13 protein-coding genes are annotated in these 15,702 nt (G+C 38.9%); 5 read left to right on the top strand and 8 right to left on the bottom strand.

Annotation, left to right across the window (positions count from 1 at the left end):
* Position 1 precedes the first annotated feature (1 nt).
* The 5 genes from SYJ56_RS02035 to SYJ56_RS02015 form a co-directional block, all read right to left on the bottom strand.
* Positions 2 to 1,447 (bottom strand): ABC transporter permease, encoded by a 1,446-nt coding sequence (locus SYJ56_RS02035; protein ID WP_323831912.1) that lies wholly within the window; start codon positions 1,445 to 1,447, stop codon positions 2 to 4.
* 8 nt (positions 1,448 to 1,455) lie between these two features.
* A complete protein-coding gene (locus tag SYJ56_RS02030; protein WP_323831910.1) occupies positions 1,456 to 3,960 on the bottom strand; it encodes a TonB-dependent receptor in 2,505 nt (834 codons plus the stop codon).
* Between the two features lie 4 nt (positions 3,961 to 3,964).
* Positions 3,965 to 4,660, bottom strand: a complete 696-nt coding sequence (locus SYJ56_RS02025) for an ABC transporter ATP-binding protein (protein ID WP_323831909.1) — start codon at positions 4,658 to 4,660, stop codon at positions 3,965 to 3,967.
* A gap of 262 nt (positions 4,661 to 4,922) precedes the next feature.
* Positions 4,923 to 5,414 carry a potassium channel family protein gene (locus SYJ56_RS02020; RefSeq protein WP_323831907.1) on the bottom strand — a complete coding sequence of 164 codons (492 nt, stop codon included), beginning with the start codon at positions 5,412 to 5,414 and terminating at the stop codon, positions 4,923 to 4,925.
* Positions 5,415 to 5,734: 320 nt separating this feature from the next.
* Positions 5,735 to 7,576, bottom strand: coding sequence for a hypothetical protein (locus SYJ56_RS02015; RefSeq protein ID WP_323831905.1), 1,842 nt, complete (start codon positions 7,574 to 7,576; stop codon positions 5,735 to 5,737).
* 655 nt (positions 7,577 to 8,231) lie between these two features.
* Between SYJ56_RS02015 and SYJ56_RS02010 the strand changes: the two genes are divergently transcribed.
* Genes SYJ56_RS02010 through SYJ56_RS02000 form a run of 3 tightly spaced genes read left to right on the top strand, consistent with a single transcriptional unit; the run spans position 8,232 to position 11,542 of the window.
* On the top strand, positions 8,232 to 9,434 hold the full coding sequence (locus tag SYJ56_RS02010; RefSeq protein ID WP_323831903.1) for a toll/interleukin-1 receptor domain-containing protein: 1,203 nt from the start codon (positions 8,232 to 8,234) through the stop codon (positions 9,432 to 9,434).
* Complete coding sequence (locus SYJ56_RS02005) at positions 9,431 to 10,420, top strand: hypothetical protein (protein WP_323831900.1); 990 nt, start codon at positions 9,431 to 9,433, stop codon at positions 10,418 to 10,420. Before SYJ56_RS02010 ends, SYJ56_RS02005 begins: the two co-directional genes overlap by 4 nt.
* Positions 10,421 to 10,453: 33 nt before the next feature.
* On the top strand, positions 10,454 to 11,542 hold the full coding sequence (locus SYJ56_RS02000; RefSeq protein WP_323831899.1) for a PKD domain-containing protein: 1,089 nt from the start codon (positions 10,454 to 10,456) through the stop codon (positions 11,540 to 11,542).
* Between the two features lie 26 nt (positions 11,543 to 11,568).
* Here SYJ56_RS02000 and SYJ56_RS01995 read toward each other — a convergent pair whose 3' ends face one another.
* Positions 11,569 to 12,609, bottom strand: a complete 1,041-nt coding sequence (locus SYJ56_RS01995; protein ID WP_323831897.1) for a hypothetical protein — start codon at positions 12,607 to 12,609, stop codon at positions 11,569 to 11,571.
* Positions 12,610 to 13,203: 594 nt separating this feature from the next.
* Here SYJ56_RS01995 and SYJ56_RS01990 point away from each other — a divergent pair.
* Together SYJ56_RS01990 and SYJ56_RS01985 are read left to right on the top strand one after the other, a co-directional pair.
* Positions 13,204 to 13,617, top strand: coding sequence for a hypothetical protein (locus tag SYJ56_RS01990; RefSeq protein ID WP_323831895.1), 414 nt, complete (start codon positions 13,204 to 13,206; stop codon positions 13,615 to 13,617).
* Complete coding sequence (locus SYJ56_RS01985; RefSeq protein ID WP_323831893.1) at positions 13,614 to 13,805, top strand: helix-turn-helix transcriptional regulator; 192 nt, start codon at positions 13,614 to 13,616, stop codon at positions 13,803 to 13,805. The genes SYJ56_RS01990 and SYJ56_RS01985 overlap by 4 nt, the downstream gene beginning before the upstream one ends.
* Positions 13,806 to 14,138: 333 nt before the next feature.
* Here the strand turns inward: SYJ56_RS01985 and SYJ56_RS01980 are convergent, their stop codons facing one another.
* Together SYJ56_RS01980 and SYJ56_RS01975 are read right to left on the bottom strand one after the other, a co-directional pair.
* Positions 14,139 to 15,125, bottom strand: coding sequence for a bestrophin family protein (locus tag SYJ56_RS01980; RefSeq protein WP_323831891.1), 987 nt, complete (start codon positions 15,123 to 15,125; stop codon positions 14,139 to 14,141).
* Between the two features lies 1 nt (position 15,126).
* Positions 15,127 to 15,639 carry a potassium channel family protein gene (locus SYJ56_RS01975; protein ID WP_323831889.1) on the bottom strand — a complete coding sequence of 171 codons (513 nt, stop codon included), beginning with the start codon at positions 15,637 to 15,639 and terminating at the stop codon, positions 15,127 to 15,129.
* Between the last annotated feature and the right edge of the window lie 63 nt (positions 15,640 to 15,702).

The following is a 15,702-nucleotide window of genomic DNA, read 5'->3' as shown; positions in this document are numbered from 1 at the left end:
CTTAAACGGATTTAGCTTTTTTGGAAAGATAAGAGATGTACCGTACAGCGGCCAGGCACCATAGCACTAAGGAAATCAAGGATAACAGCTCATTTTTCACGGCTTTGCCAAATGAAAAAAAGCGGTGGTGAAAATCAGGCATTTCACTCCAATTCTCCTTACCTACTACATGGGCTTTGCCATCCGAACCGGAGATTTTGGCCGGACTGATATGCTCCATTTGAAGTTTATTCATCTTTTGCGCCAGCTCATATCGATACTTTTCTGCCTGATCCTGAAAATCTACATAGGCGTCAAAGTCTGTTCCTGACAATGCCATCGACAAGTTTTTCACCGCAATGTATGGGTTGATCACCGCGGTCAATTCTGAAATACTGTTTTGCTTTTTGTAAATCTGCATCAGCTTTTTCAGATGGTTTTTATAAATAATAGAACTGTTTTTCTCTCCCTGGGCCATTACAAATCCCCCATAGTTGAAAGGCAGCTCTTCTACAGAGGATACCTGATGGACATTCAACACAGAATCCTTTAGCTGTTTGAAATAGGGATCATTGGGATTATGGCTATCTCCTTTTTGGATAACCTCCTCTTCTATGACAGATTGAAATTCCACTTTGGAAGGAGACGGGAAGAAATAACTTCCCAGCGCCTGCGAGGATCGGGGTAGCAATACGACCAGTAGAAGCCAAATTGCCAGTAGTTTGATAAGCGCATTTTTGGATTTGCCTGAAGTGGTGGAAACTGCGATAGTCACCATGCTCAGAAGCATAAAAAACATTGCATAAACCATACCCAATACCAAGAACCTAGGCCATAAGCCTGCCACGTCCCCTCCTTCTGCAATTAGAAAATACAACATTAATAGTCCTACCGGTGCCAAGCATAGCAGGGCTAATGCCATTAATCCAAGCGTTTTTCCCATCAATATTTCCTTCCACCTAGCTCCCTGCGTCAGAATTATCTTCAGCGTCCCATTTTCCCTGTCTGCGGAAACAGCCGAAAAACCCAGAAAAAATATAATCAATGGAAAGACTGTCTGGAGTATCATCGCCATACTAAGCTCTCCAAACCGCAGAAGACCTGTAGAAAGACTTGCTTCCGAGAAGTTGACGGAATTTTGCTTGTGGGCTTCAAGAAACACCGCGTTTCCGGTAAAACTCTCAATACCGGAATCAAACATGCTCAGCGGATACTTTTGTCTAAAAGCAAAGGTGCCAAAATGCGCCATCCGATGTGGATGTTTGTCAGGGTTGGACTCCCAGCTTTCCCGTGCCTCATGCTGATAATGGCTTCGGATTTCAGATTGCTTTTCATAATTCGTCCATCCCGAATAAGCGCTGAAACACAGCAAGCCAAAAATGACCGTCATCAAAGGATAAATAGCTTTAGTTTTGAAGGTATTCACCCAAAAATGTCTGGCTATCAATAAGACTGTTTCTTTTCTCATGGCTGGATTTAAAATTGGTAAGCTGCAGTCAACATTACATTCCTCGGCGCGCCGGGAAATAGCCTAAGGTAGTTTTGTGCTCCCACCCAGTAGGTTTTGTCCATTAGGTTATTCACTTTCAAAGTCAACTGAAAATCACTTTTCTCAGGTGCATAGTAGATTGCCATATCTACCAGTGTGTATTCCGGTATAGTAAACTCTCTGGTATACCATGGGATCTTGTCACCACTGTATTGTACTCCCAATCCCACTCCTATATCATTAAGAAATCCGTTGGCAAAATTATACCGGGTCCAAATATTCGCACTGTTGGTAGGTGTATTTTCTTTCCGCTTGCCACTCAAGGTATTGTCGACATCCCTGACAATCTCCGCGTTGATGTAGCTATATGTGGCATTCATTTGCCAGTTTGACGAGATATAGCCGTTCAGTTCCACTTCTATCCCTCTGCTTCTATCCGCGCCCCTTTGTACCAAAGAGTCAGGATGATCAGGGATATTGGCATTCATCAGAATATTTTCCTGGTTGATCTCATAGAGTGCAACAGAAGCACTAAGTCTGCTGTCAAGAAACTCACCTTTTGCACCGATTTCCTTCAAATCACTAGTAAGGGGCTTGAATCGCGCGGGAGAATTTGGATCCCAGAAAAATGCGGCTGTGCTCGGCATCAGCGATACGGTATTGGACTGGGGCTGGTATCCTTCCAGGTAAGTTGCATATACGTTGATGTCTTTGGTGATTCCATAGGTGAGTCCTATTCTAGGGATCAACACAGAATTTTTGAAACCTGCCTCTTGCGCTATATCGTAGTTGGTGATATCCTCAAACCATTCCTGCCTTAGACTAAGCAAGGAAGAAAACTTACCGAATTTCGCTTGGTACTGTACATAAGCGCCATTGGTGGTGGTCAAGGTAGGCGGGACAGTGAAAATTGAATTGAAGTTATAATCCTCTGTATTTAGTGTCTCATAGGTAGGATTGTTCAGGTCAAAGTGAGGCACATTAGGCATCGGAAGCGTGATACCGTTGACCTGGTAAGTCAGGTAATCCTGAGCTACGGTGGGATCAAATCCATTGGAGACAGTACCATCCGCCCGCAAGTATCCACGTGCAGAATTCTGTTTTCCTCCTTTTTTCTTGTGCCAACGGCTCAGATCGTATCCGACCAAAACTTTATGACTTACTTTCCCCGTGTTGAAATCCGCATCAAAATATGCACTGAGGTTATCAGTATCCCAAAATTGCTGACGCTCCACATAGCGCATACTTACCATGCTCGGCACCGAATTGTTATCCAGATCCACCGCAAAAGCATTTGTCGTGCGATGCTCAGCCAAATCTTCTGTCCAGGTTTGCTTCATATAAGCCATATTGAAATTGGCAAAACCAGTCAGCTTCTGGCTGAGATTAGACATAAATACCAGCTCAGTAGAACGAAAGAAATCATCGCTTGCACTTAGACTACGGCTTATAGGCGTACTATTTAGATTTGTGGCACCCGCTTCCGCACCGAAAATGGGTTGCCCTCTGTCCAGCGTACCTCTATTGTCACTATAGATCATCTCCACATTTATTGCAGTACGATCATTGGGCACATAGGTAAAAGAGGGAGAGACTAAGATGGCATCATTCTGGACCTGATCCCGAAATGATTTTCCTTCCTGCATTCCTACATTCAAGCGATAGAGCAAAGTTTTTTCCTGATTTACGGGTCCTGTGAAATCCAATGTCCCACGGAATGTACTAAAGCTCCCGACACTCATCCTGATCTCCTTTCTGTCATCCTTCAATGGTTTCTTGGTGACCATGTTGATACTTCCTCCCGGGTCTACGCTTGAGAAGGTCACTGATGCCGGTCCTTTCAGTACTTCCACCCGTTCAATATTTGCCGTAATGGGCTGAAGAAAAAAGTACTGATGCGTACGCATTCCATTGAGGATCTGCCCTTCTTCATTCTGGGTAATACCCCGAATGTTGTAATGATTGTAAAATCCCGTAGAACTCACTCCGCTCACTATCTTGACCGCGTCTGACAACTGGTACGCCTGCCTATCGTCAATAAGCTCCTTCGTCACTACGGATAGAGACTGTGGTAAATCCCTGTTTTTGATCCCAATTTTGGTAGCAGAAAATGAATAATCACTGGTATAATCGCGCTGCGCACGTCCGATCACTTCAATGGTCTGAAGCTGCTGCTCATCATCAGCCAGAACTATATTTCCCAAATCCTTGCTGCTCCCACCGTCTATAGCTATAGAAGTTCGGTAAGTTTTATACCCCAGGAATCTTATTTCCAACTGAACAGTCTTCTCTTCTTCTACTGAGAGTTCAAAGTAACCGTTCAAATCCGTTATTGTCTGGGCTTTTCCCTGATCATGTTGGATCTGTACCATAGCTCCGGGAAGTAGGGAATTATCGGGTGTCCGAACAGTACCGCTAATCAAAACCTGAGCAGTCACAGGCAAGCATAAGAATGCCGGGAAAAATAAGAAAACTATAAATTTCAATTTCATGTGTTTAGATAGTTTTCAAATACAACTCCTGTAATTCCTTGGCCTCGACATCTTTGGCTGTGGCCATGTGAACCAATTCTCCTTCTTTCATGATGCCTATTTTGGTTCCCACATTTACAGCATTGAAAATATCGTGAGTGGCCATAAAAATCGACGTGCCATTCGAAGCCAATTCCTTGCAAATCGTAGTAAATTCCGCAGTAGCTTTTGGATCAAGTCCCGAAGTAGGCTCATCCATAAAAATAACCTCGGCATGCTTCGACAGTGCGATGGAAATACCCACTTTTTGACGCATCCCTTTGGAGTAAGTGGACAAAGGTCGGGAAATCACTTCCCGCTGTAGACCTGATTTGACTAAAAACCCCTCCAGTTCCTGCCTGGAATAGTTAAACCCTGCCATTCTACTAAAGAGATCCAAATTCTCTACCCCAGATAGATTGCCATAGAGTTGTACAATTTCCGGGATGTAGGCTATCAGTTTATTGAAATCAGAGGAGTTGGGTTTGATTTCAATGCCATTGATCAGTGCCTTCCCAGTAGTCGACGGGATCAGGCCTAGAAAAATATTTATGGTAGTTGTCTTTCCGGCGCCGTTCTGACCCAGTAAACAAAATACCTCCCCCTTTTCAATTTTAAGATTTAGTCCCTTGAGCGCCTGGAACGTCCCATAGCTCTTGGTTAGATTGATGGCTTCAAGCATCGTGAATGATTAAGTTATATTGCAACAAGATTGCAAATATGAAATAATCCGAGACTTAATGCAACAGTGTGGCAAATAAAAAATTAATGTTATCCATATTCTAATTTATTAGGCACAATCAAAGGTGATTTGATTTGTCATCAGTTTCATGTCGAGCTTCCTCCAGATAGCACAACACCTGCAAGCTGACCAATATACTTTTCCATTTTTGTAGTAAAATATTGGGGAAAGAAATCAATAGTACGATTTGGTCTATCAGGCTTCATTCTTTTACAAACCAACTTGCCACAAATGCGATAAAAGTCCCAAACAAACCCACACCTGTAGTCATTAAAATAACTGCCACCAATCTACCTTCGAGCGTAACAGGATATAAGTCACCATACCCCACAGTGGTAATAGTGACAAACGCCCACCAAAGCGCGTCCCCCGCGGTAGTGATATTGCTTGTGGGATCTTTTTCCATCTGTAATATGAGAATGGAGGAAAATATGATCATCATACAAGCTATAATCAACGCTGAATTCATTGTCCCCTCTGCCTTATTCACAAAGAAACTATCCATAAAAGCTTTGATACTTTTGAAGGCCTTGATAATTCTCAATATTCTGATCACTCTAACCAATCTACCAAGCCTTAAAAAATCAACCATAGGAATACTGGCAACTAAGTCTATCCATCCCCACTTCATAAATTTTAGCTTATTCTCAGCTTGGCAAAAACGTATGCAAAAATCAAGAAAAATTCTGAACAAATTACAAAGTTAAAAATCTGTAGTAGTGATGTTGTCTCTGAAGGAAGCTCATAAAATACGTCGATCAAAAGAGCTCCCAATAAATAGATGGATAAAAAAATCACCAAGACATCCAGAAACCTAACCCTATTGGAAAGCTTTAAACTAAAATTATTGTTCATATTTTAATCAATTTGAATGCCTATCATAGTCCAAAAAACGGGTTCGGCAATTACCTTAACTCCAATTTCTCTTGCTTTCAATGACTTCCCAGAAAGTGAGTTGGGATCAGCAGTGACCAGATGTAGCTTTTATATTGAATACTTAGTTTGGAGGTGATTTTATTTACTTAGCGCTTTTACTATCCGTTCTTGATTGATGACTACATCCCTAAAAAGCACATGTGGAAATGCCATGTACTTGGAATTTTTAAAAGCCTCATAAATCGCCAATAAGCTGGAGGCTGTTAACAGAGAAAGATTCATATCTACATCCATTTCGCAATCAGTGACAAAATCATCGCTGAACTCCGGCGCCACAAGCAGAATTTTGACAATTCTGAGGTTGTTTTTCAGTGCAATGTTCTGATAAGATTTAAGTTGCCGTGATACCGTACTGAACTTATTGTAGCCACTTTCTTTGCTAGTCTTGCACTCTATGATAATGACTTCCTGATTTCCAAGGTTGATCAGGATATCCATAAGGTCTTTTTGGGTATTTAATTCCTGCCTGTACTTGTCATCCACATTGAAACCCAACCCTAGAAAAATGATTTTGGTAAGCTCTTCAAACTTTACTCCAAGCTCACTTTCACGTATCTGAATGCCGTTTTCTTTCAGCTGATTATAATTTCTATAGCCTACATTCTCATAATTCTCCAGATAGAGATTTTCCACATCCTTATAATGCTCCAAAATGTTGAGAATATCATCCCCGCGTTGCTTGACACCATGTTCCTTTTTAAACTTGTCGAGCTCCTCCTTATTGATCAAATCAAGGATATCACGTGGTTTGATATTGTAATCCAATAAAAAGTCTGCTTCTAGTACATATTCATCCTGAAGTTCAAAATGGTCTTTCAGCGTTTTATTTAAAGAAAGTGATTGATTAAGGTCAGTCAGAAGTTTATCATATCCATCTATGGAAATGCCAACTTTCTCATCTTTCTCTACATTCTCAAAGTACTGAATAAGGCTATCTATTTTTTCCTGAAGTGTACTGCCTCTCAAAGAAGTTATTTGGAGACCTTTTTCACAAAGCTCGTTCAGTACCTTCTTCTTTTCTGTAAGTGTAATCCCATCTTTATATATATCATTTAAAAGTAATTCAGTAAAGGAAACCCCCGCATTTATAATTTCCTCAATTTTCTTTGGGTAGGGCAGCTTCCTGTCAATATTATGATTCTTGGCTATGGAATTAATGACAGGTTCTCTCAGGAGTTTGAGTGTGCGTCTGTAAAACTTGTCGGCTACTTCCTTTTTGCGGACTTTTCTGAGTACGCGGACCATTTCATCTGCAACGAAAAGTGTGTTTTCCTTTTTTGAGTAAAAAATGACTCCTATATTTTTTAGACTATTAATGACTTCTTGAATCTCTATTTTTTTTACCCCAAGGATGGAGTAATTAATCAGTTTGATTTCCTCCTGAGACAGCCCAAGTTCTTTGGAGAGCGTAATAATTATGGAAAGTTCATCAGAAGTGATTTTCGCCTCTCTGTTATTAGCCACATCATTAAAAAAAGCAGTTGATAAGCAAGCTTGGTAAATCCTATAATCTCTTTTGCGCTCAGCGCTAAGCTCTGACTTATCATCTGCAAAATCCACAGCCAAGGCTTTGATCTTTGTATTTAGCGCTTTAATCTCAGCATCGTATAGACGTGAAAACCAATCTTGCCTCATAATACAATTCCCATCACGGATAATGATATCGATGAGAATGTCGAGTTGAGAGTTTACTTCTTGAAATTCACATTGGATATAGTCCGTAAATTCATCAGAGGTAAGGTCAAATATCTTTGAAATGTTTTCATTATCTACAGTTTTTAACCCCTTATTGGCTGGGACAAGGATTTTCTCTATTTCCCTACTCTTCTCTTTACTTTTGGATATTATGCCATCAATAATTTTGATAAAAGAGTTCTTTTCTATGGAACTAAGCCGATCCAAGATTTTCTGAAGTTTCATGATTTATTTGATAAAATGAGTTCAACAGTATGAGTGATTTAAGACAATTTGGATGTAAATACTGCTCAAACCATTTATGGTTGGTTGAATAAAAAGAACCTGGATTTAAGCCCAGAGATGAAACAAAAGTTGGTAGGTCGTTCCCAATCCTTTCAGGGTCACGAAAGGTGTCTTTTAAAAGATTATTGTAAGAAAAGAGAAATAGTTGAAGATTCTATACCCTGCACAGGGTATTTTTTATAGTTACTCCTCGCAATTCTGTGGAATAGGTTCTTATAAGAAGAAGTATTTCTATGCTTCTCGAAGACATTATAAAGCCGAAAGACAAAGCAAGTACCGAGGCAGACATAGACTCTTAATCTACAACTGACCTTTAGTTTCTTCTCTAGAATTAACTCCTGAATACGCTCTATTACCTTTCCTAGAACAGTATTTTTTTGTTTTGAACCTGATGATATTTTTCTCTGAGCTTAGCATTTTATTCGTTATGCTCTCATTTAAGAAATTTTTTAGCATCATAGGGCAAGAATAAATATGATCTAAATTCATTTGATTTAACTTCTGATATATTTAAATTTAGATAAGGTTATACCCTTATAATCAGAATATTAGTGTATCTAATTGTATTTTTTTGAATTAGTTAGTTCATCATAATATGACTGAATTTATTGACCATAATGTATTTCTAAGCTACAGCAGAAACAATGTTGCCGAAGCAAAGCAAATCCAACAGTTGCTTCTGGAGAAAGGGATAGCTGTATGGCGGGATCAGGAAAGTATATATGGAGGTCAGCAATGGCCAAAAGCTATTGGAGAAGGTATAGCCAATCACTCACTTTTTGTATTGCTTTGGTCGAAGGAAGCAGCTAATTCACATTTTGTGGAATTTGAATGGAATACTGCTTTGGCACTCAGAAAAGTTTTGATTCCCGTTCAATTGGATGAAACGCCTTTACCTCCATCTTTACAAGCAATACATTCCGTTTCTTATATTTCTTTTTTAAACACGGATTATTTACAAGAACAGCTCACAAAAATCACAGAACCGGATCTTGACCAACAAAATAAAGTCATAGAAAAATTGGGTCAGATTCCTGCTGGATCATCCCAAAAGGTTGCTGCTGAGGCAAAGGCATTGTTCCAGCAAGAAGGTTGGAAGGTTGGTGGCAATGTTTATCAGATCCACGGTGGAAACGTAACCATCAATAGCCCAACAGGAACAACTGATAAAAATATCTGGTATAAAAAATTGGAATTCTGGCTTGCTACCCTAGTTGCTACTGTTTTGATCGTGGCCATAAGTATATACCGATCAGAGAATACATCGGATAAACCAGATAATATGGAAGAGTTTTATCTTACTGTTGAAATCTATGGACCTAAAGGAGTCAGTGATGTGATAGACCCCGGTAAGGTGAGGTTACAGCTTGGTGATTACCATTCCTCAATAAGTGAAGTAGATAATGGGGTCGTTAATTTTGTAAATATTCCTCAAAAATATATTGATGACACCGTCAAACTTGAAATGCTTTCCGGATCATATCATATTATTCAACAAAGTGCATATACACCTAAGGAGAGCAGGAGAATAAAGTTTAATATACAACCCGAAGTGGAATATCTGCAAATTGGTGGGATTGTATATGAAAACGGAAAAAGAATTGCCGGAGCAATCGTGGAATTTGATAGCGGACTGGCAAAAGATACTACTGGAGTAGATGGAATATTTGATTTAACTCTACCAAAAAAACAAGGTGAGTTCTCTGTTTTAAGCATCATATATAATGGTCAGGAGAGATTTCGAAGGGAGATTATGTTGAGCAAGAATGAATTGTTTCTAACCCTTGATCCCTTATGAAACTTATATTCGCTTTCATCATCACATTATTCACCATCCACATTGGCTATGCTCAGGATACTTATAGGGTTAGCATTAGAATAATTGATGAGGAGACCCAAAAAGAAGTTCCAAACCTGGGAATAAACATTATTGAAAATGGCAAAGGAATTGGGGCAGGCACCACTGATGGTAATGGAATTGCTTCTATTATCATTCCCCGAACAACCCGAAACATCACCTTGATCCTAACATCCTCGGATATTGAAATCAAATATCCTAGAGGAGGTGAGACTCATGCTCCCTCACCGGAAATTGAAAATCCAACAATTGAATTTTTAGTCAAAACCTCTGCCTTCAGGATGTTGTCACTTGAAATAGCGCAACTAAGTCAGGAAAAAAAACAACTTGAAACTTTAGCAGACAGTCTAAATAAAAGAATGCTTGCTGAGCAAATTTCTTTTAAAGATTCGCTTGAAACAATCAACTTAAAAATCAACTCTCTGTTTTCGGAAATAACCAATAAAAAGCAAGGCATTTATGCAGAAATAACAAATAATTACTTGCAGTTTTTAAATGCTATTTTGGATATGGAGGAAACCTTAAAATATGTTTCTAATACATTCACTCAAGAAGGTGAGCTGCGCAATTTGAACCGTCAGATTGAGATCCTTAATCATGCCCGGAATAAAATGCATGAAAACCACCTTTCTTATGTGCAGGTAGTGGAGCAATATTGGGATAAAAATACATCGCTAAGACTCAGTATGCTTTATAAACAAGCTCTAGAAAACACATATGGAGAGGTAATACTTCCTCTTAACGAGGAACTTATATCTAAGCTTAAAGATTCTTGGAACGGCAATAAACCAAGGATCATTGTACAGCGAAAGGCGGTAAAGAGCACAAACCTAGCGCTTCTGAAACTCCATGAAGAAATAGAAGATCTGAGATATCAAGCAGATGAAGTTCTTCCTCTATTAGAAACATCAATAGTAAGTATATAATGAAAATTCCCGGCCCTTTTAAATATAACTATTATGAAAACTTCATCTATCCCTGTTTTTATACTGATGATGGTCTGCATGCTCTATTTATTATGGAGTTGTAAAGATGATGACACCCTACCTTCGGCCAATTTTTCCGTACAAAATGATAACTGCCAAGCGCCATGCACTTTGATTTTCAACAACTTATCTAGTAATGCCATTTCGTATGACTGGGACTTTGGTGATGGTAGCTCATCAACGGACCAGAATCCTACCCATGAATATTTAGAGAGCGGGGAATATACCGTAGTTCTGACTGTTACAGGTACAGTCGGAGGAGACAACAGTAGCAAAAACGTCTTAATTCTTTCAGATCCTGTCTCCATTGCAGGAATTTTTCCCAACAGCAATCCGGTTGGAGGTCCTGTTTTGATTGAAGGGGAAGGATTTAATGATAAAACAGAAGTATTTTTTAATAATCAAAAAGCCACAATAGAAGAACGTACACCTACTATATTGACAACTAAAGTTCCCGCTGGACTTGGTGCTACCACAGTTACTTTAAGAGTGGAGAATAACAGCATCCAGTTTGCGGAACAACCATTTGATGTACTTGGAAATTTCCCAACAGATCTGCCAGTGGGTGCTCCCAATGTAATGATACCTTCAGGTGGAATAACTACTCCCATTTCTTTTGCAACCTCAACCTTTGATTTTATTAAAGTGATGAATGTGTACGACACCACACATACGGTAGAACTTCTGTTTAGTATAAACAGTAGTGATCCAGAAGATTTTGAAAGAACTTCTAGGGAAGCAATTACTGTAAATGGAGAATTTTACCTTTCACCGGTTTCTTTTGATGGGGATCCACTATACGATTTTACCGACCGCGATGATCCCACTGTTCCAAAAATGGAAATTAAGAGAACCCAATCCGATCCAACAGGCCATCCTTTCAAAGATGACGAGCTTTCGGGCACATTTATCACTATTGAGGATTTCGATTTCCCAGAAGAGGCACTTTTGTATACTCAGGGAATATTTACAGATAACTTCTTGTTGCTTACGTCCAATCAAACAGGTAGGCAGTATTTGTTTGTGGTACTATGTTTCAGTTTCAGCGATGAATGCGACTAAATTTGTTTTTGTTAATAGCAAATAGACTAATTATCATTCTGAAGTTGGATTTGCTTCTGCTTATTCGATTTTGTACTCCAAACGTATCGAATTCCCAGACTTAGACTGTACCAACTTTTGGGAATAACTGTATTGGAAGCGCTTCCCAATTCGTATTTGATGGGTTTCTGGGTCCAAAGAGTAACTCCCCACTGAGGATTCCACTGAGAAAGTAAACCCACACCAATCTGTGATTCAGAAGATCGCTTGACAAGCCAATCCTCCCCTCTAATATTATCATCATATCTACTGGCATATGACCAGGACACGAGTGCATATAACTTGGGGTAGGCATTTGAACGTAATCCCCAAATATTTGCAGAGGCGAACAGAAATACCGGAAAGCTGAAGGTGTTATTGCGATAGTTGTCGTTTTTAAGATAAACTGAAACATCTGTTTGCGCAAAGGCATATAACCAAGGTCTAAAACGCTGATAAAAAGTAAACTGGGTCAGTGTTTGAGTACGGTCCCGTCCATACAATGTCTGGCGGATGGAATCATTTACTCCAAATACCACAGAGCCCTGGACTGTAAGTTCAGGAAGTTTGCGAAAAGGTATCCAACGGATTCTCGGTCCTATAGCAGAAAAATCCCTATAGGTACTTCCTGTTTCTGTGTTATTTCCAAACACTCGAAAAGGGGAACTATTTATGTCACTATCTCCACGCACGTGTGAAAAGTAGAAGTCCACACCAAAATTAAGACGTGAAAGACCTGGTATGCCATGCTGGATTTGTATGAGATTTTCCATATAAGAAAATCTATTTTGAGTGATAGTGGTATCATAGAGATCTACAAAGGGCCTTTTTTGTATCCGAATATTTTCAATATTCCTTGTAGTTAGCGTATTGAAAATATTGATCTCCCATTGATTACTTCCGATAAGGTTGGCAGACAGAATAGGGCTAAGAAGTATTTGAGAAGGCTTGGGGTCGAATTGAATGGTTTGAAGCGTAGAATCGTTCTGAGCAAAAAGTTCATGGTGTAGGATAAAAACCGCAATAAGGAACAGGATCCGAGTTTTCATTACACATAAAAAAACAAGTCACATTAAATTGTTATCGAAACATCCTTTTCAATCTCTTGAGAATCATTAAGTTAAAAAATAAAATATAAAGTAGAAAGGAAAATTATAATGCTTCCATTAAAAAATTGTCTAGCAGAAAAAGGTTTGATTGGATTAATTGCAAGTATTGAATATTTACCACTTACCCCTCCTCTGTTGAAATTCCCACCTTCTCTGCACCTATTCTTCTCCGCTTATGCGGTGAAGAAATTGATGGTACTAATGGAGTTAAAAAGATCCTAGCGAACTTGAGGTACAAAACTGTCAGATAAAATCTATTTTTTGACTTCATAAAACTTAATAGAAAAAAACAAACTCAGGTATTTGCATTCGGCTTTGATACTTGTAGCTTTTTCCCGTTCAGTTCAACTTTTTATGGTCCGGTTGCGCTCCTTCCATTAAATACATCGTTGCAATTTTTTATACCAGCAATTAGAATCACAGAAAACCTTGGTCATACTTTATAAATTTAATGTAAATGAAACTTGACATTTTAGAAATTTATTATACATTTATGTAAATAAAACTTTACATAAAATCAAATTAACTTTACTTATGGAAACAAAATCAAACAAGTACGACACTACTGAAAGACAGAACTTGAGGCACTTGGCTTATTGGACAGGGGGCTGGGCATTAACAATGGCCTTACCAGCTTTTGGCCCGAAATTTCTTTGGGATTACAATTCCAATATTTCCCTCTTATTTATATTGATCAATACATTTGTTGGCGTAGGCATGATCATGATGAACAGGAAATATATTAATGGATTAGACGAAATGCACAGAAAAATTATGATGGATGCAATGGCCATCGCATTAGGAGTTGGCGTGGTTGGCGGCATGAGTTATTCTATGTTAGACATAGCAAATGTTATATCCTTCAATGCGGAAATAGCTCTCCTGGTCGCACTCATGGGGGTAACTTATTCTATCTCGTCTATTGTCGGTAGTATCAGATACAAATGAAGAATCGGATTAAAGTACTTCGTGCAGAACGGAACATGACCCAAGAGGAGCTGGCGATTGAAGTTCAGGTCTCTCGACAGACAATAAACGCTATTGAAAAAGAGAAATTCGATCCCAGTTTACCACTTGCATTTAAGATTTCCAGGCTATTTGAATTGCCCATTGAGGATATTTTTCTCCATGAATAACCAAAAACGAATGCAGGTTTAAGAGTTTTGAAATATATGCCAAAGAGCTTGCTGAAAGGTAGGGACATAAGCACCCCTATCACTCACCGCCAGTTCTCTCGCTCTGAGACTGTGTCAAAATGGGCTCACAAACCAAGTAAAGTTAAACATCTTTGATGCGAACAGGACTTTCTTATTTTTTTTAAAAAGTCCCCCAAAACAAAAAAAGTCCAAGACTTATTCTACAAAATCTATGAAGTTATTAACACTTGAAATAGAGGTTATCGCTATGGGACACCACTTGTGAATGATGTCAAGTTTCTCTCTTTTCTTCATTTCAAAAGTAGTATGATTTTACATTAAGATGTTGTTTATAGATGTAATCGGCTCGGGAAGATTAATTTCGTCAAGCATATCTCTCAGGTCAATTTCGATAGTGCAGCTTAATGCAGCCATAGGAATGTCGTTTGCACCACCTTCAAATGGATTTTCAGTAGCTTCACCTACTTTTTCCATTGATGTAAAAACCCAAGAAACGATAACCGAGAAAGGAATGGTAAGCCAAACAAAAATATCCCCTAATTTTTGAAATTCATTGAGCATGCCAAAGGGCAGCATCAAAACCAAAAGCCACACAAAAAACATATTTATGCTGGCAAATTGTCTTGGATATGGAAAGTTCTTGATGCGTTCGGCTTTGCCTTGATGGTCGTATAAATCAGCCAACCGTCTTTCCAATTCTACATATTCGTAGTGTTCAATTCTTCCATCAGATCTTAAAGATTTAATATGTTTAGATTGTAAAGCAATTAGTTGGGTTGCTCTGTTTTTCTTACTCAATACGTATTTTTGCTCATCTTCTGAAAGATACTTTTTCAGCTCATCATCCAGATTTCCTTCCCATTCTGGCACTTTATAGTAGTTGCGATACTCAATGTTGTGTTTCTTGTTGGTGTTTTCCCAAGATTGTGGCTTGCGCAATTGAAAACGCAAAGCTGTAAGCCAAGCACAATGCCTGTAAAAAAGGGCTTCAATTTCATTTTTATCGGCATGTACAAAATCCTTGCTCATCATACCCCATGTCCGGCTCGTGTTGACGATAGCACCCCAGATTTGTCTGGCTTCCCAAAGCCGATTATAGGATTGAGTATTTTTAAAACCTACAATAAAAGCAGCTGCAGTACCGACTAAAGCAACCGGTACCCAAGGAATGGCTATCCATTTTAAATCGAATAATTGATATAAAGCCGTTGGAATGGTAGCTAATAATATTAAGATGTAAATATCCCGTCTAGTCCATTGTAAAAATTCGGATAGTTTGTAATGACTTCCTGTGTGCATATTACTTTGAATTTGAATGATTGGTAAACTTGCTGATTAATATCCCAACTAAAACGACCGAATAAAACTGACCTGCAATTCCGATAAGTGACGCTGCTAATTTGGTGTAGTGGGCATTTGGCGTTATGTCGCCATAACCAATGGTAGTCAGAGTGATGGAACAGTAGTATACCAAGTCAATAAATGTGTGTGCAGGACTTGAATAGTCAATGCCTTTAAATGAATTTTGATCGGTGTAAACCCATATTTGAAAAAGAAAAACAAACGTTTCTATAAGTAGGAACAACCCACAAGCAGCTGCCGAAATGATGTCGGCATTGATGTAACTAGGCTTGATTAAAAATTTGAAAACTTCTAAAAATATATATGAGAAGAAAACAACATAACTCACATTGAGCAGAAACATAAATTCTGGCACATTTTTGAAAAATGGAAGTAAAACCGGAAATGCAATGACGATAATTGTGGGAGTGTTAGCTAAACTCTGTCCTTCCCTTCCCTTGGGGTGCCCCAAGGGAAGGGAACTAATTAATTAATTTTCCGTATTGATGTCCAGCTTCAGCCTTCCCTCAAATTT

Source organism: Algoriphagus aurantiacus (assembly GCF_035156405.1).
In the GTDB taxonomy this organism is placed as follows: domain Bacteria; phylum Bacteroidota; class Bacteroidia; order Cytophagales; family Cyclobacteriaceae; genus Algoriphagus; species Algoriphagus aurantiacus.
The sequence above is the reverse complement of the archived record's forward strand: the minus strand, read 5'-3'. Positions and strand labels throughout refer to the sequence as shown.